The sequence below is a fragment of the Jatrophihabitans sp. genome (assembly GCF_046262535.1).
Taxonomy (GTDB): domain Bacteria; phylum Actinomycetota; class Actinomycetes; order Mycobacteriales; family Jatrophihabitantaceae; genus Jatrophihabitans.
Map to the genome: position 1 here is coordinate 1 of NZ_JBHEMO010000013.1, position 22,499 is coordinate 22,499.

20 protein-coding genes and 1 pseudogene are annotated in these 22,499 nt (G+C 71.0%); 14 read left to right on the forward strand and 7 right to left on the reverse strand.

Going from position 1 to position 22,499, the window contains the following annotated elements:
• From ABR571_RS01565 to ABR571_RS01580, 4 genes and pseudogenes are all read left to right on the forward strand, one after another.
• Nucleotides 1-993: pseudogene (locus ABR571_RS01565) on the forward strand (benzoyl-CoA-dihydrodiol lyase); the annotation flags it as partial.
• Between the two features lie 87 nt (nucleotides 994-1,080).
• Nucleotides 1,081-2,499: a benzoyl-CoA 2,3-epoxidase subunit BoxB gene (gene boxB / locus ABR571_RS01570; protein WP_409451424.1), complete on the forward strand. Its 1,419-nt coding sequence runs from the start codon at nucleotides 1,081-1,083 to the stop codon at nucleotides 2,497-2,499.
• Nucleotides 2,500-2,517: 18 nt separating this feature from the next.
• Nucleotides 2,518-3,366, forward strand: coding sequence for an amidohydrolase family protein (locus tag ABR571_RS01575; RefSeq protein ID WP_409451425.1), 849 nt, complete (start codon nucleotides 2,518-2,520; stop codon nucleotides 3,364-3,366).
• Between the two features lie 21 nt (nucleotides 3,367-3,387).
• Complete coding sequence (locus ABR571_RS01580) at nucleotides 3,388-4,881, forward strand: DHA2 family efflux MFS transporter permease subunit (protein WP_409451426.1); 1,494 nt, start codon at nucleotides 3,388-3,390, stop codon at nucleotides 4,879-4,881.
• A 69-nt stretch (nucleotides 4,882-4,950) separates the two neighbouring features.
• Here the strand turns inward: ABR571_RS01580 and ABR571_RS01585 are convergent, their stop codons facing one another.
• Nucleotides 4,951-5,703: an SDR family oxidoreductase gene (locus tag ABR571_RS01585; protein ID WP_409451427.1), complete on the reverse strand. Its 753-nt coding sequence runs from the start codon at nucleotides 5,701-5,703 to the stop codon at nucleotides 4,951-4,953.
• 76 nt (nucleotides 5,704-5,779) lie between these two features.
• On the opposite strand from ABR571_RS01585, the gene ABR571_RS01590 reads away from it, so the two are divergent.
• The gene (locus ABR571_RS01590) at nucleotides 5,780-6,250 is read left to right on the forward strand and encodes an RrF2 family transcriptional regulator (RefSeq protein ID WP_409451428.1); all 471 of its coding nucleotides are present in this window, start codon (nucleotides 5,780-5,782) and stop codon (nucleotides 6,248-6,250) included.
• A 1-nt stretch (nucleotide 6,251) separates the two neighbouring features.
• Here ABR571_RS01590 and egtD read toward each other — a convergent pair whose 3' ends face one another.
• Genes egtD through egtA form a run of 4 tightly spaced genes read right to left on the reverse strand, consistent with a single transcriptional unit; the run spans nucleotide 6,252 to nucleotide 10,460 of the window.
• Complete coding sequence (gene egtD / locus ABR571_RS01595) at nucleotides 6,252-7,208, reverse strand: L-histidine N(alpha)-methyltransferase (protein ID WP_409451429.1); 957 nt, start codon at nucleotides 7,206-7,208, stop codon at nucleotides 6,252-6,254.
• A gap of 1 nt (nucleotide 7,209) precedes the next feature.
• Entirely contained in the window at nucleotides 7,210-7,902 is a 693-nt protein-coding gene (gene egtC, locus ABR571_RS01600; protein ID WP_409451430.1) for an ergothioneine biosynthesis protein EgtC, read from the reverse strand.
• Nucleotides 7,895-9,202: an ergothioneine biosynthesis protein EgtB gene (gene egtB / locus ABR571_RS01605; RefSeq protein ID WP_409451431.1), complete on the reverse strand. Its 1,308-nt coding sequence runs from the start codon at nucleotides 9,200-9,202 to the stop codon at nucleotides 7,895-7,897. Before egtB ends, egtC begins: the two co-directional genes overlap by 8 nt.
• Nucleotides 9,195-10,460, reverse strand: a complete 1,266-nt coding sequence (gene egtA / locus ABR571_RS01610) for an ergothioneine biosynthesis glutamate--cysteine ligase EgtA (RefSeq protein WP_409451432.1) — start codon at nucleotides 10,458-10,460, stop codon at nucleotides 9,195-9,197. Before egtA ends, egtB begins: the two co-directional genes overlap by 8 nt.
• Before the next feature lie 378 nt (nucleotides 10,461-10,838).
• On the opposite strand from egtA, the gene ABR571_RS01615 reads away from it, so the two are divergent.
• Together ABR571_RS01615 and ABR571_RS01620 are read left to right on the forward strand one after the other, a co-directional pair.
• Nucleotides 10,839-11,606 carry a trypsin-like serine peptidase gene (locus ABR571_RS01615; RefSeq protein ID WP_409451433.1) on the forward strand — a complete coding sequence of 256 codons (768 nt, stop codon included), beginning with the start codon at nucleotides 10,839-10,841 and terminating at the stop codon, nucleotides 11,604-11,606.
• Nucleotides 11,607-11,626: 20 nt separating this feature from the next.
• On the forward strand, nucleotides 11,627-12,976 hold the full coding sequence (locus tag ABR571_RS01620) for an amidase (RefSeq protein ID WP_409451434.1): 1,350 nt from the start codon (nucleotides 11,627-11,629) through the stop codon (nucleotides 12,974-12,976).
• A 24-nt stretch (nucleotides 12,977-13,000) separates the two neighbouring features.
• Here the strand turns inward: ABR571_RS01620 and ABR571_RS01625 are convergent, their stop codons facing one another.
• The gene (locus ABR571_RS01625) at nucleotides 13,001-13,444 is read right to left on the reverse strand and encodes a hypothetical protein (protein ID WP_409451435.1); all 444 of its coding nucleotides are present in this window, start codon (nucleotides 13,442-13,444) and stop codon (nucleotides 13,001-13,003) included.
• 67 nt (nucleotides 13,445-13,511) lie between these two features.
• Nucleotides 13,512-14,522: a helix-turn-helix transcriptional regulator gene (locus ABR571_RS01630; protein WP_409451436.1), complete on the reverse strand. Its 1,011-nt coding sequence runs from the start codon at nucleotides 14,520-14,522 to the stop codon at nucleotides 13,512-13,514.
• 767 nt (nucleotides 14,523-15,289) lie between these two features.
• Between ABR571_RS01630 and ABR571_RS01635 the strand changes: the two genes are divergently transcribed.
• From ABR571_RS01635 to purF, 7 genes are all read left to right on the forward strand, one after another.
• Nucleotides 15,290-16,195, forward strand: coding sequence for a phosphoribosylaminoimidazolesuccinocarboxamide synthase (locus ABR571_RS01635; RefSeq protein ID WP_409451437.1), 906 nt, complete (start codon nucleotides 15,290-15,292; stop codon nucleotides 16,193-16,195).
• Nucleotides 16,196-16,256: 61 nt separating this feature from the next.
• Nucleotides 16,257-16,820: an NADPH-dependent FMN reductase gene (locus ABR571_RS01640; protein ID WP_409451438.1), complete on the forward strand. Its 564-nt coding sequence runs from the start codon at nucleotides 16,257-16,259 to the stop codon at nucleotides 16,818-16,820.
• 67 nt (nucleotides 16,821-16,887) lie between these two features.
• Nucleotides 16,888-17,121: a phosphoribosylformylglycinamidine synthase subunit PurS gene (purS, locus tag ABR571_RS01645; RefSeq protein ID WP_409451439.1), complete on the forward strand. Its 234-nt coding sequence runs from the start codon at nucleotides 16,888-16,890 to the stop codon at nucleotides 17,119-17,121.
• A gap of 55 nt (nucleotides 17,122-17,176) precedes the next feature.
• Entirely contained in the window at nucleotides 17,177-17,839 is a 663-nt protein-coding gene (gene purQ, locus ABR571_RS01650; protein ID WP_409451440.1) for a phosphoribosylformylglycinamidine synthase subunit PurQ, read from the forward strand.
• Nucleotides 17,836-20,091: a phosphoribosylformylglycinamidine synthase subunit PurL gene (gene purL / locus ABR571_RS01655; protein WP_409451441.1), complete on the forward strand. Its 2,256-nt coding sequence runs from the start codon at nucleotides 17,836-17,838 to the stop codon at nucleotides 20,089-20,091. Before purQ ends, purL begins: the two co-directional genes overlap by 4 nt.
• Nucleotides 20,088-20,855 carry a sterol carrier family protein gene (locus ABR571_RS01660; protein WP_409451442.1) on the forward strand — a complete coding sequence of 256 codons (768 nt, stop codon included), beginning with the start codon at nucleotides 20,088-20,090 and terminating at the stop codon, nucleotides 20,853-20,855. Before purL ends, ABR571_RS01660 begins: the two co-directional genes overlap by 4 nt.
• 163 nt (nucleotides 20,856-21,018) lie before the next feature.
• A partial coding sequence (gene purF, locus ABR571_RS01665; RefSeq protein WP_409451443.1) for an amidophosphoribosyltransferase occupies nucleotides 21,019-22,499 on the forward strand: 1,481 nt, incomplete at its 3' end.

Sequence of the window (22,499 nt, forward strand, 5' to 3'; positions counted from 1 at the left end):
GAGCGGGCGCGCGAACTGGCGGCCCGGTCCAACCGGCCGAGCGACGGCAGCGGTATCGCTCTGACGCCGCTGCGAAAGCAGCGCGATGGCGACGAGATCACCTACCCGCATGTGAGCGCCCGGCTCGACCGCGCTGCCCGCAGTGTCGAGGTCACCGTGAGTGGACCGACCGAGGCCGCGCCGGGCGATGTCGCCGCGATCCATGCACAGGGCGCCGACTTCTGGCCGCTGGCGGTCACCCGCGAGCTGGACGACCTGATCCTCGACCTGCGCACGAACGAGCTCGACCTCGGCACCTGGGTGTTCCGCACGCATGGTGACGCCACCCGCGTGCTGGCCCACGACGCGCTCCTGGCCGGCCATCGTGACGACTGGTTGGTCAACGAGGTCGTCCACTACCTCAAGCGCACGTTGAAGCGGCTCGATGTCACCAGCCGCAGCCTGATCGCGCTCATCGAACCCGCCTCGTGCTTCGCCGGCTCGCTGCTCGAGCTCGCGCTGGCCGCCGACCGGTCGTTCCAGCTGGCTGGCGTCTTCGAGGACATCGACCCGGACGCGGCGCCGGCGGCGATCACCGTCGGAGACCTGAACCTGGGACCGCTGCCCATGGGCAACGGCCTGACCCGCCTGCAGACCCGCTTCCTCGGCGACGACGGGGCGCTCAAGGCGGTCGAGGAGCGGGCGGGGGAGCCGTTGCTGGCCGAGGACGCCGAGCAGCTCGGCCTCGTCACCTTCGCTCCGGACGACATCGACTGGGACGAAGAGGTCCGCATCACCGTCGAGGAGCGCGCGAGCTTCAGTCCCGACGCGCTGACCGGCCTGGAGGCGAACTACCGCTTCGCCGGTCCGGAGACGATGGAGACCAAGATCTTCGGACGGCTCACGGCGTGGCAGAACTGGATCTTCAACCGTCCGAACGCGTCCGGTCCCGACGGCGCCCTGCGCAAGTTCGGCACCGGCCAGCGCGCCGACTTCGACCGGACCCGGGTCTGACGTGCCGGTCCGCCCGCCCCCGTCCCCGCTTTGCACCTTTCAGGGCTGCCCAGCGGGCCGATTTGCAGCGCTGAAAGGTGCAAAGCCGTGACGACGAGTGCCGACTACACCGACAAGATCCCGAACAACGTCGATCTGCACGGGGATCGGCGGCTGCAGCGCGCGCTCGAATCCTGGCAGCCCAACTTCCTGAGCTGGTGGGAGTCCATGGGCCCGACGTTGCCGACCGAGGACGTCTACCTGCGCACCGCCGTCAACGTCGGACGGGAGGGGTGGGCGCACTTCGGCCACGTCCCGATGAAGGACTACCGGTGGGGCATCTTCCTCGCCGAGCGCGACGGCGACCGGCGCATCGGCTTCGGCGAGCACAAGGGCGAGCCGCCGTGGCAGAAGGTGCCGGGCGAGTACCGCGCCGAGCTGCAGCGGCTCATCGTCATCCAGGGCGACACCGAACCGGCCAGCGTCGAGCAACAGCGCAACCTCGGCGCCACCGCGCCGTCCCTCTACGACTTGCGCAACCTGTTCCAGGTCAACGTCGAGGAGGGGCGCCACCTCTGGGCGATGGTCTATCTGCTGCACGCCTACTTCGGCCGCGAAGGCCGCGAAGAGGCCGAGGAACTGCTGCACCGCAACTCCGGCAGCGAGGACGCGCCGCGCATCCTCGGCGCGTTCAACGAAGAGACGCCCGACTGGCTCAGCTTCTTCATGTTCACCTACTTCACCGACCGCGACGGCAAGTACCAGTTGGGGACGCTGAAGGAGTCGGCCTTCGACCCGCTGTCGCGCACCTGCGAGTTCATGCTCAAGGAAGAGGCCCACCACATGATGGTGGGCACGACCGGCGTCGACCGGGTCGTCGAGCGCACCGCCCAGCTGATGGTCGAGCACGAGACCGACGACGTCGCCGCGCACGGCGCGATCCCGCTCGACGTGATCCAGAAGTACTTGAACTTCCACTACTCGGTGTCGCTCGACCTCTTCGGCGGCGAGACGTCGACCAACGTGGCGAACTACTACACGGCCGGGCTCAAGGGGCGGTGGATGGAGGACCGGCGCAAGGACGATCACCGGCTAACGGATGACGCGACACTGGTCGATGCGTTCCTCGACGGCGCGATCGCGCAGACCGAGGTGTCCGCACTTGTCGGCCTGAACACCGACCTGCGTCGCGAGTACATCGCCGACTGCACCGGCGGCGTGAAGCGCTGGAACAAGATTCTCGACGAGGCCGGGCTCCCGCAGCGGCTCAAGCTGCCGCACGTCGCGTTCAACCGCAAGGTCGGCGCCTTCGCCGGGATCGAGGCGACGCCGGACGGCGAGCTGCTGACCGCCGACCAGTGGGCGGCCCAGCAGGGTGGCTACCTGCCGACCGACGTCGACAAGACGCACGTCCGCTCCTTGATGCAACCGGTGTACGAACGGGGCAAGATCGCCTCGTGGATCGCACCGCCGCGCAACGGCATCAACGGCAAGCCCTTCGACTACGACTACGTCCACCTGCCGTGACCGCGGCGGGCTGACCCGATGCTCGACGGCCGGCCGCTCATCGACGTCCACCTGCACCCGGCGCGCCTCGACTCGCTGACGATGTCGTGGGACGTGTGGGTACAGGACTTCGACTCGCCGCAGCTGCGTGCGCTCTACGACGGGGACGCGGTCGACCCGCAGGCGTTCGACGCGATGCTCGCCGCCGAAGGCGTCGACGTCGCGATCGCGCTGGCCGAGTACAGCCCGAAGGTCACCGGCATCCAGGCGGTCGAGGACATGGCGGCGCTGGCCGCTGCGGCGCCGCGGGTGAGATTCGCCGCCAACGTCAACCCGCACCTGCATCATCCGGTCGACGAGGAGGTCACCCGGCAGCTCGACCTCGGCGCTGTGGCGTTGAAGGTGCATCCCGTCCACGGCGGCTTCCCGGTCAACGACCGGGCGCTGTACCCGGCCTACGCGATCTGCCAGGACCGCGGCGTGCCGGTCGTCGTCCACTGCGGGACGTCGACGTTCCCCGGCGCGCTGAACCGGTACGGCGACCCGATCCTGCTCGACGACGTGCTGCGCGACTTCCGCCGGCTCGACGTCGTGCTGGCCCACGGCGGCCGCGGCTGGTGGTACGACGCGGCGGCGTTCCTCGCTCTGTCGAACGAGCGGGTGTGGATCGAGCTGTCCGGGCTGCCGCCCTCCCGACTGCCGACCTACTACGCGCGGCACAACTGGGCGCGGCTCACCCGCCGGATGATCTTCGGCACCGACTGGCCCGGCATCCCGGGCATCGCCCGCAACGCCCGCGCGGTCGCCGCGCTGTGCCCCGACGACGAGACCGCGGACCTCGTCCTCGCCGGCAACGCCTCGCAGATCTACCGCCTGCCGTTGACGTAGCGGGACGGTACCGTCGCCGACGTGGCGGTCCAGACGGCAGGCGATCCGGGGCTGGTCCTGCGCTCGAGCCAAGGCCGCGGGGTCCTCGCCGCCACCATCCTCGGTAGCGGCATGGCCTCGCTCGACGGCACGGTCGTCAATGTCGCCCTGCCACGTATCGGCAAGGATTTGGGCGCGGGGCTGACCGCATTGCAGTGGACGCTCAACGCGTACACGCTCACGCTCGCCGGCCTGCTGTTGCTCGGCGGCTCGCTCGGCGACCGTCTGGGCCGCCGCCGGGTTTTCGTCATCGGCGTCATCTGGTTCACCGCGGCGTCGATCGGCTGCACGGTCGCGCCCGACGCCGCCCTGCTCATCGGCATGCGGGCGCTGCAGGGTGTGGGCGCCGCGCTGCTCACTCCCGGCTCGCTGGCCATCCTCGAGGCGGTCTTCCGACGGGAAGACCGCGCCGCCGCCGTCGGTGCCTGGTCCGGCCTCGGCGGTGTGGCCACCGCCGCCGGCCCGGTGCTGGGTGGCGTCCTGGTCGGGGTCGCGCCGTGGGGCTGGCGGCTCGTCTTCCTGCTCAACGTCCCGCTGGCCGTGGTCGTGATCCTGCTGTCCACGCACTACGTGCCAGAGACGCGCGACGAGCAGTCGCACGGCCGGGTCGACGTTCCGGGGGCGGTGCTCGCCGCGCTCGGCCTGGGGCTCGTCGTCTATGCCCTCACCGAGGGTCCGCGGTCGCACTGGAACCCGATCATGATCGGCATGGTCGTGGTGGGTGTGGCCCTGCTGGCGGCCTTCCTGGCCGTCGAGGCGAAGGGCGACGCCCCGATGATGCCGCTGTCGCTGTTCCGCTCGCGCGACTTCAGCGGCTCGAACCTGGTCACCTTCGTCGTCTATGCGGCGCTGTCCGGCGCCCTGTTCCTGATCCCCGTGCAGCTGCAGCTCGTGTCGGGGTTCTCCCCGGTGGCGGCCGGCTCGTCGCTGCTTCCCATCACTGCTGTGATGCTCCTGCTGTCGGCCCGCGCCGGGCGCCTCGCCCAGCAGATCGGACCGCGGTGGCCGATGACGATCGGGCCGATCGTCGCCGGCGCCGGCTTGGGCCTGCTCGCGCGCGTCGGGGCCCACGCGTCCTACCTCACGGACGTGCTGCCGGCGCTGCTCGTCTTCGCGCTCGGCCTTTCCGCCACGGTCGCGCCGCTGACCGCGACCGTGCTGGCCGCGGCGCCGCCGCATCAAGTGGGTGTGGCCTCGGCCGTGAACAATGACATCGCGCGCGCCGCCGGGCTGCTGGCCGTCGCCGTGCTTCCGGGTCTTGCCGGTATCACGCCCAAGGCCTACGCGTCACCGGCGGCGCTCTCGACCGGCTTCCATCACGCGGTTCTGATCTCAGCCGCCCTGTGCGCCTTCGGTGGCCTGCTGTCCGCCGTCCTCGTCGGCAAGGAACTCGCGCCGACCGAGCGCTGCCGCGACGAGGACCCGGCCGCGCTGCAGCCGCATTGCGCGATCAGCGCGCCGCACGCCCGCCCCTAGCCCGCGCTTTGCACCTTTCAGGGTCGCTGTACGGGGCCTCCAGCAGCCCTGAAAGGTGCAAAGCCGGAATCAGCTGGACGGGGCGCCGGCCGCCAGCCAGTCGTCGAAGGTGATCCGTCCCAGCCGGGCATCCGGACCGGGCAGCAGTACCTCCCCGGCCATCGTGGTGTCGAAGATGCCCTGCCAGGTCGGGACGAGGCGGATGTCGCGGCCGCGGGCAGCGAAGGTCCGCCGGGCCATGTCGACGAGGTCATGCGTGTCCGGGCCGGCCACGTCGATCCGCGCGCGCAGAGGTGCGCCCGTCGCCACGTCGGCCAGCGCGGCGGCCACGTCCTCGAAGGCGACCGGTTGCACCAGCAGTGGCGCCACGGTCGCGACCCCGTCGCGCTCGGCCCACTCGGCGCTCATCGCCGCGAAGTCGTGGAACTGGGTCGCCCGCACGATGCTCCACGGCACCGGCCCGTCGGCCACGAGGCGTTCCTGCGCCCGCTTGCCGGCGTAGTGCGGAACCTTCTGCCGGTGGTCGATGCCGACGATCGACAGCAGGACGTGGTGACCCACGCCTGCGGCGTGTTCGGCCGCCAGCAGGTTGCCGGTCGCCGCGCTGAAGAACTCGACGATCGACTGCTCGTCGCGCGCTGTGGTGTTGCTGGCGTCGACGACAACCTCCACGTCCCTCAGCGACGCCTCGAGGCCGTCGCCCGTCGTCAGGTCCACTCCCGTGGCCCGGCTGATGGCGACCGCCTCGTGCCCGTCGCGCGTCAACGCCTCGACGGTCATCCGCCCGATGCGCCCCGTTGCTCCGGCTACCGCTATCCGCATGATTCACCCTTCCTTCGGCTGATCAGTACCTATCTCGGACAATATCAGTCCGGAATAGCGGTTTAGGATGGGACGGGTGAAGCTGCCGGAGAGCACCGAGTGGGTGTTGCACGCGACGACGGCGCTGGCCCAGCTCGATCCCGGTGCAACAGCGAGTGCGTCCCAGTTGGCCGAGCACTACGACGTCCCGCCGGCCTACCTGGCCAAGCAGCTTCAGTCGCTCGTCCGGGCCGGCGTGCTGATGGCAACCACCGGACCCCGCGGCGGTTTCCGGCTCGCCCGCCCGGCTGCCGAGGTGACGCTGCTGGACGTGGTCGAGGCCGTCGACGGCCCGTCGCCCTTCTACGTCTGCAACGAGATCCGCCAACAGGGCCGCGGAGCGGCGCCACCCGAACAGTGCCGGCGCACCTGTGCTCTCGCCGCACGCATGGCCGAGGCCGAGACGGCATGGCGGGCCAGACTGGCCGGCGTCACGATCGCCGACATCGTGGCCGGTCTGCCGCGCGGGGTTGCCCAGCGGACCCGAGCGCTGCTCTTCCGGCCCTGAGCTAGCCCGGCACCGACAGCGAGAGGGCGAAGTCGCCGGCCGGATCGGTCCACCAGTGCGTCAGCCGCAAGCCGGCCGCGGACAGCTCGCGCTCCACCGTCTCGCGGCGGAATTTGGCCGAGATCTCCGTGCGCAGTTCCTCGCCGCGGGCGAACCGCACTACGAGATCCAGCGCGTCGATGTGCACGGCCTGCTCCTGGCGCGACCGCAGCCGCATCTCGATCCACTCGTGCTCGCCGTGCCAGGCGGCAACGTGGTCGAACTCGTCGGGGTCGAAGTCGGCGCCCAGATCGCGGTTGACGACGGTGAGCACGTTCTTGTTGAACGCCGCCGTCACGCCGGCCGCGTCGTCGTAGGCGGCGATCAGTCGCGACGGCGCCTTGACCAGATCGGTGCCCAGCAGGAAGGCGTCGCCCACCTCCAGCGTCGAACGCACCGCACCGAGGAAGCCGGCGCGCTGAGCGGGATCGAGGTTGCCGATCGTCGAGCCCAGGAACGCGAGCAGCCGGCGGGGCGATACCGGCAACGAGTGCAGGTGTCGCTCGAAATCGCCGACAACCGGCTGCACATCGAGGCCCGGGAACTCGTCGGCCACCGCCGCGCTCGCGTCCTTGAGCACGGCGGGGTCGACGTCGAAGGGGACGAACCGTGCGAGCGTGCCGGTCGCGCGCAAGGCCCGAAGCAGCAGCCGGGTCTTCTCCGACGTACCGCTGCCGAGCTCGACGAGCGTCTCGGCGCGGGTGATCTCCGCGATGTCCTGCGCGTGTTCGTCGAGGATCGCCCGCTCGGTGCGAGTCGGGTAGTACTCGGGCAGCCGGGTGATCTCGTCGAACAACTCGCTGCCGCGGGCGTCGTAGAAGTACTTGGGCGGCAGCGTCTTCGGGCTTGCCGTCAGCCCGGCCCGCACGTCCGTGGCCAGCTGGTCGGCGAGAGCGCCGGGGTCGAGATAGACATCCATGTCAGGTCAGCTCCAGGTCGGTGACGGTGACCCCGGCCGAGGTCACCCGGATCAAATGCCGGTCAGGTACCTCGACCCAGCGCGGGTCGTCGTCCCACGGCTCGCTGGCCACGACGACGCCGTCCGGCTCGACGAGGTAACTGAGCTCGTCGCCCCACGTGACGCCGACGATCTGCGCGCCGTCGGTCATCAGGACGTTCAGGTAGGCGTCGGGATCGGCGGCGGCGACCGCGCGCAGCGTGGCCACCACATCGTCCGGGCCGGCGTCGAAGACGTGTGCGGCCAGGATCGCCGAGTCGCACGTCGACTCCGCCGCCGGCGACGGCGGCAGCGCCGCGCGGGACACCTTGCCGTTGTGGGAGAGCAGCCACCGTCCGTCGGTGAACGGCGCAGCTGCTGTCTCGTCCGGCGGCATGCCGACCGTCGCCGAGCGGACGGCGGCGAGCACCGCGCCGGACGACAGCAGCGGTGCGATGGACGCGAAGGACGCGTCGCTCCACAGCGGCCGGGCCGAGCGCCAGCGGGCGACCTCGCCGGCCGGTCCGTACAGGCCGACGCCCCAGCCGTCGGCGTTGAGCAGTCCGCGCTTCTGTCGTCGCGGTGCGTAGGACTGGCGCAGCAGCCCGCACGGCGGGTCGAGGACGAGCGAGGACACCGACCGCGGCGCGCCCAGCCAGGCGAGGTGCCTACACATTGTCGACGTCCCAGGCCAGGCGGACGCCGCTGAAGATCTGCCGACGGATCGGGAGGTCCCAGTTGCGGAACGACGGCCGGACCGACGCGCCGCCGACCGCCCACGAGCCGCCGCGCAGCACGCGATAGTCGCCGACGAAGAACGGCTCGCTGTACTGGCCGTAGAGCATCGGCCTGAACCCCGGCCACGGCTCGAACGACGACGACGTCCACTCCCAGACGTCGCCGATGAGCTGCTCGACGCCGTAGGGGGACGCGCCGACCGGGTAGGCGCCCACCGGGGCCGGCCGCAGCGCGTCGCCGCCGAGATTGGCGAGCGCCGGAGTCGGCTCGGACGCGCCCCACGGCCACCGGCGGCGACGGCCGGCCGCGGCGTCCCACACGCAGGCCTTCTCCCACTCCTGCTCGGTGGGCAGCCGGGCGCCGGCCCAGGTCGCGTAGGCCTCGGCTTCGAAGAAGCAGACGTGCTGGACCGGCTCGTCGGCCGGGATTTCCTCGACGATGCCGAAGCGGCGGCGCGATCCGTCGGCTGACCAGAACTGCGGGCGTTCGAGCCCGGCGGCGGTGCGGTGCGCCCAGCCGCGGGCCGACCACCAGCGCGGCTCGCCGTAGCCGCCGGCGTCGATGAAGCGCTGCCACTCGGCGTTGGTCACGGGGAAGCGGCCGATTCGGAAGGCGGGCAGGTGCACGACGTGGGCCGGACGTTCGTTGTCGAGCGACCACGGCTCGTCGCCGGCGTCAACGCCGAGGACGAACTCTCCGCCCGGCACGAGCACCGCGTCGTGCGGCACGTCGCGGCCGGGCGGCAGCGCGGCGCCCGGGTCGAGCAACGGTCCGCCCTCGCGCAACTGGTGGGTGGCCAGCATCGTCTCGACGTGCTGCTGCTCGTGCTGTTCGACCATGACAAATGGGAAGGCCTCGGCGGCCGGGTCGTCGCCGACGTCCAACCTGTCGAGGCGGTCGAGGACGCGGCCACGGATGTCGCGCAGGAACGAGCGCGCCTCACGCGGGCTGAGCAGCGGCAGGCGCACCCGCTCGGCGCGCGGGTGCTCGAAGGCGTCGTAGAGCTTCTCGATCTGCGCCGGCAGCAACCCCTGCGCGGCGGCGTTCCCGCCGCGCAGCAGCCACAGGTCCTCCTGCTGGCCGATGTGCGCGAGATCCCACACCAGCGGGCTCATCAGCGGGCTGTGCTGACGCGTGAGCTCGGGATCGTCGAGCTCGGTCAACTGGAGTGTGCGGATCCGCGATCGTTGCAATCCGGCGCGCGCCTCGTCGATGGCGCAGGTGGCGATGTCAGGCACGGGCTTCCTCTTCCAGGACAGCGAGCGGGCCGGCGTCGGCGACACGTTCGCGTACCTCGTCGCCGGGCGTGCGACCGCTCAGGATCAGTTCGGCGTAGGCCTCGACATCGGCTTTCAGGGGCGCCGGGCAGCGGCGGGCAGCAGCGTCGACGCAGCCCTGCACAGCCGCGCGCAGGGTCGGGTCGGCGAGCCCGGCCCGGGCCGCTACCGGCCACGAATCGCGCACCGGCTCGCACAGCTCGGCGGCGCGGTCGGCGGTCTCGGCGTCGTCGATCAGCGTGACGGTCAGCGCGGCAAGCGCGGGCCACCACCGGTCGGGCAGCGCGTCGAGGCAGCGGATCTCGATGTACCCGCGCGGGCGGATCGGCGGGAACAGGGTCGTGAGGTGATAGTCGAGGTCGGCCAGGGTGGGCCGCCGGTCGATGGGCGACGCACCGCGCAGCCAGGCTCGGAACGGGACCCGGCGGGTCACCGGCGTCGTGCGGTCGCCGTCGCGCACCAGCATCACCGGCGCGTTGAGCGCGTAGGACGCCCAGGCGGCGCCGGGCTCCCGGCCGGTGACCGGGTCGCTGCGGCTGTGATCGATCCCGTGCCAGATCTGCTGCCGCATCGAGTGCCACCCGGACGAGTGGCCGCCCAGGTAGGGCGAGCAGGCCGAGGCCGCCACGAGCACCGGGCCGAGCGAGCGGATCAGGTCGAGCCGCTGCGACCAGCCGGCCTCCGGACCGGCGTCGAGGTTGACCTGCAGGGCCGCGGTCGCCGACATCATCGCCTTGCCCGGTTGCTCGCAGCCCAGGGCCGCGAAGTGCTGCTCCATGGCTACGTACCGCCCGCTCGGGTTGACGCGACGCACCGGCCGGGCGGGGTCGGTGCCGAGCGGCGCGGTGCCGAAGCCGGCGGAGGCCAGCGCGGCGCCCAGCACGGCCCGGTCGGCCTGCAGGGCGAAGACCGACGAGGCCGTGTCCGGCGCGGGGGGCGTGGACAGCTCGAGCTGGCCGCCGGGTTCGACGGTGACGCTGCTGCCCGACGGCATCGCCGGCAGCCCGGCCGCGAGCGCCTGGATCTCGTCCCAGGTCGGGCGGCGGGCCGGAGCGTTGAGGTCCACGAGGTGGAATTCGAGCTCGAGCCCCACCCGTCCGATGGTGGACGCGGTCAACGCGGTCTCGACGATGTGGTTCCGCGCGGTGGCCACCGGATCGGCGGCGGTGAGAAGCAGGTCGTCGGGCGCTACGTCAACCCTTGCGTGCTGAGCGGTCATCCGCCCCCTCCAGGTCCGGACCGGCCACCCTTCCGGGCGACCGCGGGTCGGTGCGGGGGCGGCTGCTGCGCCAGGCAGTGAACCGTCCTCGTTCGTTACAAGTACTTCGAAGGCAAGTCTTGTTCCCACCTCTGACAACGGACAACCGCGGGAGGCCAAGTTCCTCGATTCGTAACCGTCCGGTCGCATGCGCCGCGGAGCGAATCCAGCCCGGGCCCGCCGGCTTGATCAGGTTTTCCTCGCCTGGCGCTGTCGCCGGGGCCCTGGAACGGCGCTGGCGAAGGAAAACCTGATCAACAGGGGGCGGCCGGCAACAGCAGCGCCCGGCCAGCGGGTGAGGGAGTTTCGCGAGGCGGGCGAACGGTCCACAATCGGCGGATGCGGACGATGCGAATCGCGCTACTGACCGGACTGCTCGCGCTGACCGGGGCCGCCGGGGTCCCCGCCGCCGCCGCGGTGCCCACCGCGCAGACGGTGACGTCGATCCCGTCGGTCGGCCCGCTGTTCTTCCCCAGCCTGCTCGGGCTCGGTCCGGCGTTGGGTCTGCCGCACACGTGCTCGGCGAGCGTCGTGCACAGCGCCGGCCGCAATCTCGTGCTCACCGCGGCCCACTGCGTGTTCGGTACCGGCTTGGGCTTCGAGTTCGCGCCCGGGTTCCACGACGGCGTCTCGCCGTACGGTGTCTGGACGGTGCAGCGCGTCTACGTCGACCCGGCATGGACGGCGAGCCAGGATCCGCAGCACGACGTGGCCGTCCTGCAGGTGGGGCCGCGGTCCGGCCAGCAGCTCGAGGACCGCACCGGCGCCGCCAGGCTCGGCGTCGCGCCGGCAACTGGCACGCCAGTGACCGTCGACGGCTACGTCGCCGGCTCGGGCGGGCGACCGATCACCTGCACCGGACCGGTCTACTACACCGCCGGCTTCCCGAGTTTCGACTGCGCCGGCTACGCCGCCGGTGTGAGTGGCGGCCCGTGGCTGACCGGTAACCACGTGGTGGGCGTGGTCGGCGGTCTGCACCAGGGCGGCTGCACCGACTCGACGTCGTACAGCCCCGCCTTCGGCGCCGATGTCACCGCGCTGCTGGCGCGGGCCGAGAGCGGCGCGGGCGGCGACGTCGCGCCCCTCCCGGGCAGTGACGGCTGCTGATCCGCGCTAGCGTCGGGTGCATGACGCAAACGGCGACAACGACCGCCGCTCAGATCGCCAACGCCGTCCGCACCGGTGAGCTGACGGCGCGACAGGCGGTCGAGGACACGCTCGCCCGGATCGAGGCCTCCGACTCGCGGGTCGGCGCGTACCAAGAGGTACGGGTCTTCGCCGCCCTGCGGGAAGCCGACGCCGTCGACGCGCGGCCTGACCGCGCCGCCCTTCCGCTCGCCGGGGTGCCGATCGCGATCAAGGACAACATCCCGGTGGCCGGGGAGCCGATGCGCGGCGGTTCGGCGGCCAGTGATCCCGAGCCTCAACCGCGCGACCACGAGGTCGTGCGCCGGCTGCGCAACGCCGGTGCGGTCGTCGTGGGTCTCACCCGGGTGCCGGAGCTGTGGATCTTCGCGACGACGGACTCCAGCTTCGGCATCACGCGGAACCCGTGGAATCCCGACCACACACCGGGTGGCTCGTCCGGCGGGTCGGCCGCGGCCGTCGCGTCCGGCACCGTCCCGGTGGCGCACGGCAATGACGGCATGGGGTCGATCCGCATCCCGGCCGCGTGTTGCGGGCTCGTCGGGATCAAGCCCGGACTCGGCGTCGTGCCCTCCGACCTCGGCAACGGATCCTGGTTCGACATGGCCGAGAACGGCCCGCTCGCCACCACGGTCGAGGACGCGGCGCTGTTCCTCAGCGTGCTGGCCGACCGGCCGAGCCTGGCAACGGTGACGCCCCCGGACGCGTTGCGGATCGCCGTCTCCGAGCGCATTCCGATGGCCGGCCTGCGGCTCGACCGGCGTTGGGCCGCCGCCACGCGAGAGACCGCCGACCTGCTCCGCGCGTCAGGGCACGCCGTCGTCGACGCCGACCCGGGCTACGGGCAGACGCTGGTGCGGTCGGGAATCCTGCGCTGGACGGCCGGCACGGAACTCGACGCCCGGCTGCTGGCCGACCGCTCGAGGGTCGCGGTGCGCACCCGACGCCACGCGGCCGTCGGACGTGCCGCCCTGCGGCTCGGGTTCCCGAAGGCGAACGGCCGGCGCAACTGGCAGCGCAAGGCCGAACAGTTCTTCGCCGGTCACGACGTGCTGCTGACGCCCGCCCTCGCGCAGTTCCCACCTCGGGCGAAGGCCTGGTCGGAACGGGGCTGGCTGGTCAACATCCTCTCCAACGCGTGGTACGCCCCGTTCGCCGCACCGTGGAACCTGGCCGGGTGGCCGGCAATGACGGTGCCGGCGGGACTGGCGCCGAACGGGATGCCACTGGCCGTCCAGCTCGTCGGCCGGCCTGGGACCGAGAGCGTGCTGCTCGGCCTCGCCGCGCAACTCGAACAACTGCGACCCTGGCCCCGGTTCGCCGATCGATAGCGGTGGGGCGGGCCGTCCAGACGGTCAGGCCGGAGGCGCGGGATCGTCGCGCTTGACCAGGTCGACCGGCTCGACGATCGTCGACTCGACGGTCGTCGCCGTCGCCGGCGCGTCGGGCCGGAAGACGTGCAGCCGGACGTCGGCGACGACGCGCTCCTGGGCCAGCTGGCGTCGAAGGATCTTGAGCACCTGGTCGTACACCAGCCGGCGGGTGATCCCCGGCGCCAGTGACCCGGCGATCCCGATGAGCCGACCGCGGGTGCCCGCCAGCTCGATCGGATTGAGGACCTCGATCGTGATCAGGCGCCGGTTGCCGGCAGTGGACGACGACGCCCCCGCGGCCGCCGTCAGGGCGCGCGCGAGCTTCTCGTCGGGCGCCGGCTGTTCGGTCGGACGGAGCACGAACCAGGCGAGGACGCCCAACGAGACGAGGTTCGTCACCACGAGCACGATCACGAGAACGAGCACAAGACCTCCTGGCCGCCGAACCTACTGGCAGCGGGGATACCCACGTCGCCTGCCCGAGGGCGTCCGCTCAGCGCGGGCCCGGGTTGTCCGTGTGGCCCGCACGCGCGGCGATGACGCCGGCCTGGAAACGGCTCGTCGCGCCGACCTGCGCCATGTAGTCGGCGATGTGCCGGCGGCAGGTGCGGACCGAGATCGACAACCGGCGCGAGATCGCCTCGTCCTTCTCGCCCTCGGCCATCAACCGCAGGATCGCCGCTCGCGTGTGGTCGATCTCCGTGTCGTCCTGCGACTGCTTGTTGATCACTTCCTCGAGCGGAGCGGCCTCCGCCCACAGCTGCTCGAACGTGGCCACCACCCAGGCGATGACGTTGGGTTCGCGCACCACGGCGAGCCCGTGCCGGCCGGGGTCCTCGGTGGGAATCGGCAACAGGGCGACGTTGCGGTCGACGACGAGGCTACGGCCCGGCAGCGACGGCGCGAAGCGGATGCGCGCGCCGTTGCGGGCAAGCTCATTGAGGTAGGCCCGCGTCGCCCGGTCGCGCAGGGCCGAGTGCTGGTACAGCGCGCGGGTCTTGATCCCGCGCCGGGCGGAGTACACATTCGCCACCCGGGTACGGCCGTCGATGCGGGAGGACGGCAACCGGCCGGGCGCCACCGAGAGCAGCTCCTGCTCGCACCGGTCGGCGTAATGCATCAAGACGTTGGCGATGGCGCTCTGGTCGGAAATGACGTCGACGACGGCCTCGCTGGTTCCGGTGCTGAGGGCGGCGTTCCAGTCGGGGACGAGGCGGCGGATCGCGTCGCGCCGCTGCTCGAGGGCGGCGCGCCGGGCACCCAGCTCGAGGTCTTCGGCGCCGAGGACCGTCGCCTCGGCCAACATGGGGCTGACGGCCACCAACGTGTCGGACTCGCTCTGGCGCAGCAGCCCCATCTCCGACAGCCGGGCAATGCTCTTGTCCAGCTCGTCGGACGTCCGCGACATCGCGTCGGCGATGTCGGCCAAGTGGCGACCCGGCGCGGTCAGGACAGCGCGGTACAGCGCGGCGTCGAGCTCGGCCAGTTCGCCGAAATCGTTCATATTCGCCGTCCGCGAGTTTGTGCCAGGCAGCTACCTGCCAGTTGGCGGATTTGAATTACCCGGTGTTCACGAACGATCCTAGGTGTGGTGTTCGTTTGCCGTGGGTAAATGGGCACTACGAGCTGCAGGGGGCAGCCGGAAATCGGTGCAAATCGGAACGAAAGGCCCATAATGCGTTCGACTTTCTGGCGTCGTCTGGCGGCCGCTCTGGCGGTGATCGTCGGCGTCGGGGTCGGTGCCAGCGCGGCGCCGGCCGCTGCGACGCCTACGGACACCCATACCCATCCCGTCTCGGTTCAACAACTGGCCGACTGGTGGTGGTAATCCGCTAGCTGGAACGCTGCGGCTGTAGTCCTGGCAGCCGCAGCGCACCGGACGGTCCCGCTTCCCGTTCGCGATCGCACCCGTCGGTGCGGTGGCCTTCGGGGGGCGGGACCGTTTTTTTGTAACCGTTCGGCATATCCAGTGCGTCGAATCGATGTGGACGGCACCTTCGGTCGATCGGGTGGGGCACCATGACTGCGGGCAGTACGCAGGATTCGGCGTTTCGTGAATTCGCTTCGGCCTGCGCGTCGTCGTTGTTCCGCAGCGCCTGGTTGCTCACCGGCGACGCGAGGCGGCCGATCGCGAGAAGGCCGCCAAGCTGGCTGAGCAGCGGGCCGAGTGCGCGGCCGCGAAGGCGGCGCGGGCGACCCTGCCCGACTTCTGCGCCGCCATCAACTAGCTACCCGGCCGAGGCCGTCCGGGTTCTCTGCGAGGATTCCCTCGTGGAGCAACCGGACGGCCTCACCCACGTACACAGCGGCAAGGTGCGCGATCTCTACCGCACCGACGACGGCCGGTTGGTGATGGTCGCCAGCGATCGCATCTCCGCCTTCGACTTCGTTCTCGACAGCACCATTCCGGACAAGGGCCGGATCCTCACGGCGATGACGGCCTGGTGGTTCGACCAGCTCGCGGGCATCGTCCCCAACCACCTGCTGTCACTCGACGACGAGCCGCTTCCCGATCGGTGGCGCGGGCGGGCCATGGTCTGCACCGCGCTCGACATGGTGCCGGTCGAGGCGGTGGCTCGCGGCTATCTCACCGGCTCGGGCCTGCTCGACTACCGGGCCACCGGCCAGGTGTGCGGCGTGCCGCTGCCGCCCGGCCTGGTCGACGGCGATCGGTTACCCGAGCCGATCTTCACCCCGGCGACGAAGGCGGACCTCGGCGAGCACGACGAGAACGTCTCCTACGAGGCGGTCGTGGCGGCAGTCGGCGAACAGACGGCCGCCGAGGTGCGCGAGTTGACGCTGCGGATCTACCGGCATGCGGCCGAGCTCGCGCGCGGTCGCGGGATCCTGCTCGCCGACACCAAGTTCGAGTTCGGGCGCGACCCGCGATCCGGGCAACTGGTGCTCGGGGACGAGGTCCTCACTCCCGATTCCTCGCGGTTCTGGCCGGCCGACGACTGGACGCCGGGGCGCCCGCAGCCCAGTTTCGACAAGCAGTACGTGCGCAACTGGCTGTTGTCCGACGCGTCCGGCTGGGACCGCGCGGCCGGCGGCCCGCCGCCGCCGCTGCCCGACGAAGTGGTCGCGGCCACGCGTGATCGCTACGTCGAAGCCTACGAGCGGCTGACCGGATTGCGGTTCGCCGACTGGCCCGGGGGTGACGAGGACGACAGTTAGTTGACGTGTCAATGTTCGCGTCTTAAGTTGGTGGTGACGACAACTTAGAAAGAACGTGGTCATGAAACTTCTCGTCATCACTGCCAGCACTCGTCCGGGGCGCGTGGGTCCCACCATCGCCGACTGGTTCGTCAAAGAGGCGACCGAGCACAGCGGCTTCGACGTCGAGGTGGCGGATCTCGCCGAGATCAACCTGCCGATGTTCGACGAACCGGCCCACCCGGCCACCGGCAAGTACGTCCACCAGCACACGAAGGAGTGGAGCGCGCTGGTCGACTCCGCCGACGCATTCGTCTTCGTCATGCCGGAGTACAACCACAGCTACACAGCACCGCTGAAGAACGCGATCGACTACCTCAACCGTGAATGGGCGTACAAGCCGGTCGGGTTCGTCAGCTACGGCGGCGTCTCCGGCGGCCTGCGGGCCGTGCAGGCCATCAAGCCGGTGGTCAGCGCCCTGCGGATGACCGCCGTCGTCGACGCCGTCACCATCCCGATGGTGCGCACGATGGTCGACGACGACGGGTTCCACCCCAGCGACGTCGTCGCCTCGTCGGTCAAGATCATGCTGGACGAGCTGGTCAAGGTCGGCCGGGCACTGGCCGGGGTCCGCGCCGCGGGCTGAGCCGCTCTGGCGATCAGGCGCCGGCGATAGGGTGGCGCAGCCGAACCGCTCGCACCGAGGAGTTGCCGTGGCCCGCGTGGTCGTCGACGTCGTGCTCAAGCCGGAGATCCTGGACCCGCAGGGCCAGGCGATCGTCGGCGCGCTCGGCCGCCTCGGCATCGACGGTGTGCGTGACGTCAGGCAGGGCAAACACTTCGAACTCGAGGTCGACGACCACGTCGACGACGACACCGTCACCCGCCTCGCCGACACGCTGCTCGCCAACCCGGTGATCGAGAACTTCTCGATCCGCCGCGACTGAACGCTGCGCCCTACTGACAACTCGGAAGCGAAGGCGCTGCCGGTAACCTGACCGGGTGCGCGTCGGAGTTGTCACTTTCCCCGGAAGCCTCGACGACCGCGACGCCGCCCGCGCCGTGCGTATCGCCGGTGCCGAGGCCGTCCCGCTCTGGCACGCCGACCCGTCGATCTCCGACGTGGACGCGGTCGTCCTGCCCGGCGGCTTCTCCTACGGCGACTACCTGCGCTGCGGGGCGATCGCCCGCTTCGCACCCGTCATGGACACGATCGTGGACGCGGCGCGTGACGGGCTGCCGGTGCTGGGAATCTGCAACGGCTTCCAGGTGCTTTGCGAGGCGCATCTGTTGCCGGGCGCGCTGATCCGCAACGACTCGCGCAAGTTCGTCTGCCGTGACCAGCTCCTGATCGTCGAGAGCAACTCGACCGCATGGACGTCGCACTACCGCCAAGGGCAGGAGATCGTCATCCCACTGAAGAACGGCGAGGGCGGATTCGTCGCCGACGAACGGACGCTCGACGAACTCGAGGGCGAGGGACGGGTCGTGGTCCGCTACGCCGGGAACCCGAACGGCAGCTACCGCGACATCGCCGGGATCAGCAACGCAGCCGGCAATGTCGTCGGGCTCATGCCGCACCCCGAGCACGCGGTTGAAGACCTCACCGGCCCCGGCACCGACGGGCTCGGCTTCTTCCTCTCGCTCATCGGCGCCACCGTATGAGTCTCGACACCGTCGCCGCGGCGGCACGCACTCCCGAGCAGCCGCAGCCGTACAAGGAGCTGGGCCTGGCCGACGACGAGTACGCCCGGGTGCGCGACATCCTCGGGCGGCGGCCGAGCAGTTCCGAACTGGCCATCTATTCGGTGATGTGGAGCGAGCACTGCTCGTACAAGTCCTCGCGCGTGCATCTGCGCCAGTTCGGCGAGAAGGCACCCAAGACCGACGCGCTGCTTGTCGGCCCCGGCGAGAACGCCGGCGTGGTCGACGTGGGCGACGGCTGGGCGGTCACGTTCAAGATCGAGTCGCACAACCACCCGTCCTACGTCGAGCCGCACCAGGGCGCGGCCACCGGCGTCGGCGGCATCGTCCGCGACATCCTGACGATGGGTGCCCGCCCGATCGCGGTCATGGACAGCCTGCGGTTCGGGCCCATCAACGCCGGCGACACCGCCCGCATGCTGCCCGGCGTGGTCGCCGGCATCGGGGGCTACGGCAACTGCCTCGGGCTGCCGAACATCGGCGGCGAGATCTACTTCGACGACACCTACATCGGCAACCCGCTGGTGAACGCGCTGTGCGTCGGCGTCATGCGCACCGACGGCATCAAGCTGGCCAAGGCCAGCGGACCGGGCAACAAGGTCGTCCTGTTCGGCGCCCGCACCGGCGGCGACGGCATCGGCGGCGCCTCGGTCCTGGCCAGCGCCACCTTCGAGGCCGAGGGAGCGACCAAGCGTCCGAGCGTGCAGGTGGGCGATCCGTTCGCCGAGAAGGTGCTCATCGAGTGCTGCCTCGAGATCTTCGCCGCCGATCTGGTGGTGGGCATCCAGGACCTCGGCGCGGCCGGGCTCTCGTGCGCCACCACCGAACTGGCCGCCGCCGGCTCGGGCGGAATGGACGTCCAGCTCGATCTGGTGCCGCTGCGCGACCCCACGCTCGTCCCCGAAGAGATCCTGATGAGCGAGTCGCAGGAACGCATGATGGCGGTCGTCACCCCGGAGCATCTCGACGAGTTCCTCGCTGTGTGCCACAAGTGGGACGTCACCGCCACCGTCATCGGCACGGTCACCGACAGCGGGCGGCTGCGGATGACATGGCACGACGAGCTGATCGTCGACATCCCGCCCCGCACGGCCGCGCTCGAGGGTCCGGTGTACGAGCGCCCGATCGAGCGGCCGCTCGACCAGGACGCCGTCGTCGAGGTCGACGGCGCCGGCCTGCCACGGCCGCACAAGCCCGACGAGCTGCGCAGCACGCTACTGCGCCTGGTCGCGTCGCCCAACCTGGCCGACAAGTCCTGGGTGACCGATCAGTACGACCGCTACGTCATGGGCAACACCGTGCTCGCCCAACCCGAGGACGCGGGCATGGTCCGGCTCGACGAAAGCACGCTGCGCGGCGTGGCCGTCGCAACCGACGGCAACGGCCGCTACACCCGCCTCGACCCGTACGCGGGTGCGCAGCTCGCGCTGGCCGAGGCGTACCGCAACGTCGCGACCACAGGTGCCCGCCCGCTCGCCGTCACCAACTGCCTGAACTTCGGCTCGCCCGAGGACCCGGGCGTCATGTGGCAGTTCGCCGAGGCCGTCCGCGGCCTGGCCGACGGCTGCCAGACGCTGGGCACCCCGGTCACCGGCGGCAACGTCAGCTTCTACAACCAGACGGGGACGACCGCGATCCTGCCGACCGCGGTCATCGGCGTGCTCGGTGTCATCGAGGACGTCAGTCGGCGCACCCGGGAGGGCTTCAAGAAGGACGGCGCGCTGATCTACCTGCTCGGCGACACGCGCGACGAGTTCGGCGGCTCCGAGTGGCATGCGATGCACGGCTTCCTCGGCGGCCGGCCGCCTGTCGTCGACTTCGACCGCGAGAAACTGCTCGCCGACGTGCTGATCGACGCGTCCGAGGCCGGTCTGCTCGAGTCCGCCCACGACCTGTCCGAAGGCGGTCTGGCCCAAGCGCTGGTCGAGGCCTGCCTGCACGGCGACACCGGGGCGCGGATCGCCCTGCCCGAAGGCTCCGACCCGTTCGTCGAGCTGTTCAGCGAGTCGGCCGGGCGCGCCATCGTGTCAGTTGCGCGCAGCGAAGAGGCGCGCTTCACCGAGCTGTGCAGCATGGGCGGCCTGCCGCACCGCCGCCTCGGCACCGTCGACCTGCTCGTGGCCGAACTGGAAATCCAGGGGCTCTTCCGGGTGCCCCTTCGCGAGTTGCGCAGCGCTTGGTCCTCGACCTTGCCGCGCCGATTCGAGCGATGACCGACCGGTTCCAGTCCGAGATCTCCGCGTTCCGCGAGCAGAGCGCCGCGCTGGCCGACTGGCTGGCCGAACTGCCTGCGGCGGCGTTCGCGCAGCCGTCCGCGCTCGAGGGCTGGGACGTCCGCACCCTGGTCGGCCACGTCCTGCTCGTGCAACGCGGCCTGGCCGCGCGCCTGGCTGATCCCACCGGTGAGCCCGCCATCCCGGCGGCGGAGTACGTCCGGCGCTACCGGCCGGCGGCCGAGCACATCGCAGAGAACACCCGAGCGACGGCAGGCGAGCGCGCGCCCGACGACTTGGTGGCCGAGCTGCGCGACGCCGAGCCGCTGCCGAGCGACGTGACGCCGCGGACGGTGATTATGGGTGGCCGCGGACCGGTCACAGCTCTCGACTGGGTGCGCACGCGGATCGTCGATCTGGTCGTCCACTCCGACGACCTGACGCGGTCGCTGCCGGACCGCCCGCCCGTGCCGCTGCGACGGCCGGCCCTGGCGACGGCGGTGCGCACGCTGGCCGAGATTCTCGCCGCGCAGGAACCGGGGCGCTCGGTCGAGTTGCGGGTGCCCCCGTTCATCGCCGTCCAGGCCGTCCCCGGGCCGCGGCACACGCGCGGCACGCCCCCGAACGTCGTCGAGACCGACCCGGTCACCTGGCTGCGGCTGGCCACCGGACGAGCCGGCTTCGCCGACGCGATGGCGAGCGGAAGCGTCCGGGCAAGTGGCACCCGAGCCGATCTCGCGCCCTACCTGCCGCTGCTCAGCTGATCCTGTGCCGCCCCTCCCCCGTGATCAACAGACGAGAACGGTCGATATTCGACCGAAAAGCTCTGTTGATCAACGGGCACGGGGCGTCCTGCCACGAACGACACCCTCGACTCCCGGCCGGTCCAGCACGGCTGTGGTCCCCCTCACCCGTACACTCGGTGACGTGGCGCGAGGCGACGGCAAGCTGACCCACGACCTCTCACTGGACGACAAGCGGCCGCAGGACGCCTGCGGGGTCTTCGGCGTCTGGGCCCCCGGAGAACAGGTCGCCAAGCTGACCTACTTCGGCCTCTACGCGCTGCAGCACCGCGGCCAGGAAGCCGCGGGCATCGCGGTCAGCGACGGCAGCTCGCTCGTCGTCTACAAGGACCTCGGCCTGGTCAGCCAGGTGTTCGACGAGTCCACGCTCAACACGCTGCAGGGCCACATCGCCGTCGGTCACACGCGCTACTCCACCACCGGCTCGACGACGTGGGAGAACGCCCAGCCGAGCTTCCGCACCACCGCGGCCGGCACCGGCATCGCCCTGGGACACAACGGCAACCTGGTCAACACCGCCGAGCTGGCCGACGAAGCGCGTGCCGCCGGCATCCGCGGCGGCATGGGCGCGACCACCGATTCCGAACTGCTGACCGCCATGCTCGCCGCCCGCCCCGACGTCAGCGTCGAAGAGGCGGCGATGGAGGTACTGCCCAAGCTGCGCGGTGCCTTCTCCCTCACCTTCATGGACGAGCACACGCTCTACGCGGCCCGCGACGCCCAAGGTGTCCGTCCGCTCGTCCTCGGCCGGCTCGAGCGCGGCTGGATCGTGACGTCCGAGACGGCGGCACTCGACATCGTCGGTGCCAGCTACGTGCGCGAGATCGAACCGGGCGAGCTCATCGCGATCGACGAGGACGGACTGAGGTCGCAACACTTCGCCGCGGCCGCGCCCAAGGGCTGCGTCTTCGAGTACGTCTACCTGGCCCGCCCGGACACCACGATCGCCGGCCGGAGCGTCCACTCGGCCCGGGTCGAGCTGGGCCGCCGGCTGGCCAAGGAGCACCCGGTCGAGGCCGACCTCGTCATCCCCGTCCCCGAGTCCGGCACCCCCGCCGCGATCGGCTACGCCGAGGCGTCCGGCATCCCGTACGGCGTCGGGCTGGTGAAGAACTCCTACGTGGGGCGGACGTTCATCCAGCCGTCGCAGACGATCCGCCAGCTGGGCATCCGGCTCAAGCTCAACCCGCTGCGCGACGTCATCCGCGGCAAGCGGCTGGTCGTCGTGGACGACACCATCGTGCGCGGCAACACCCAGCGGGCGCTCATCCGCATGCTGCGCGAGGCCGGCGCGCTCGAGGTGCACGTCCGCATCTCCGCCCCGCCGGTCAAGTGGCCCTGCTTCTACGGCATCGACTTCGCGTCCAAGGCCGAGTTGGTGGCCAGCGGCCTGGACGACGAGGGCATCCGCCAGTCGATCGGCGCCGACTCCCTCGGCTACGTGTCGCTCGAGAGCATGATCGCCGCCACCGAGCAGCCGAAGACGCGCCTGTGCCGGGCCTGCTTCGACGGCGAGTACCCGATCCCACTGCCGGAGATCGTCGGCAAACACGTGCTCGAAGGCATCGAGAAGTCCGTCCAGCTGAACGGCCGCCAGCCCGAGCA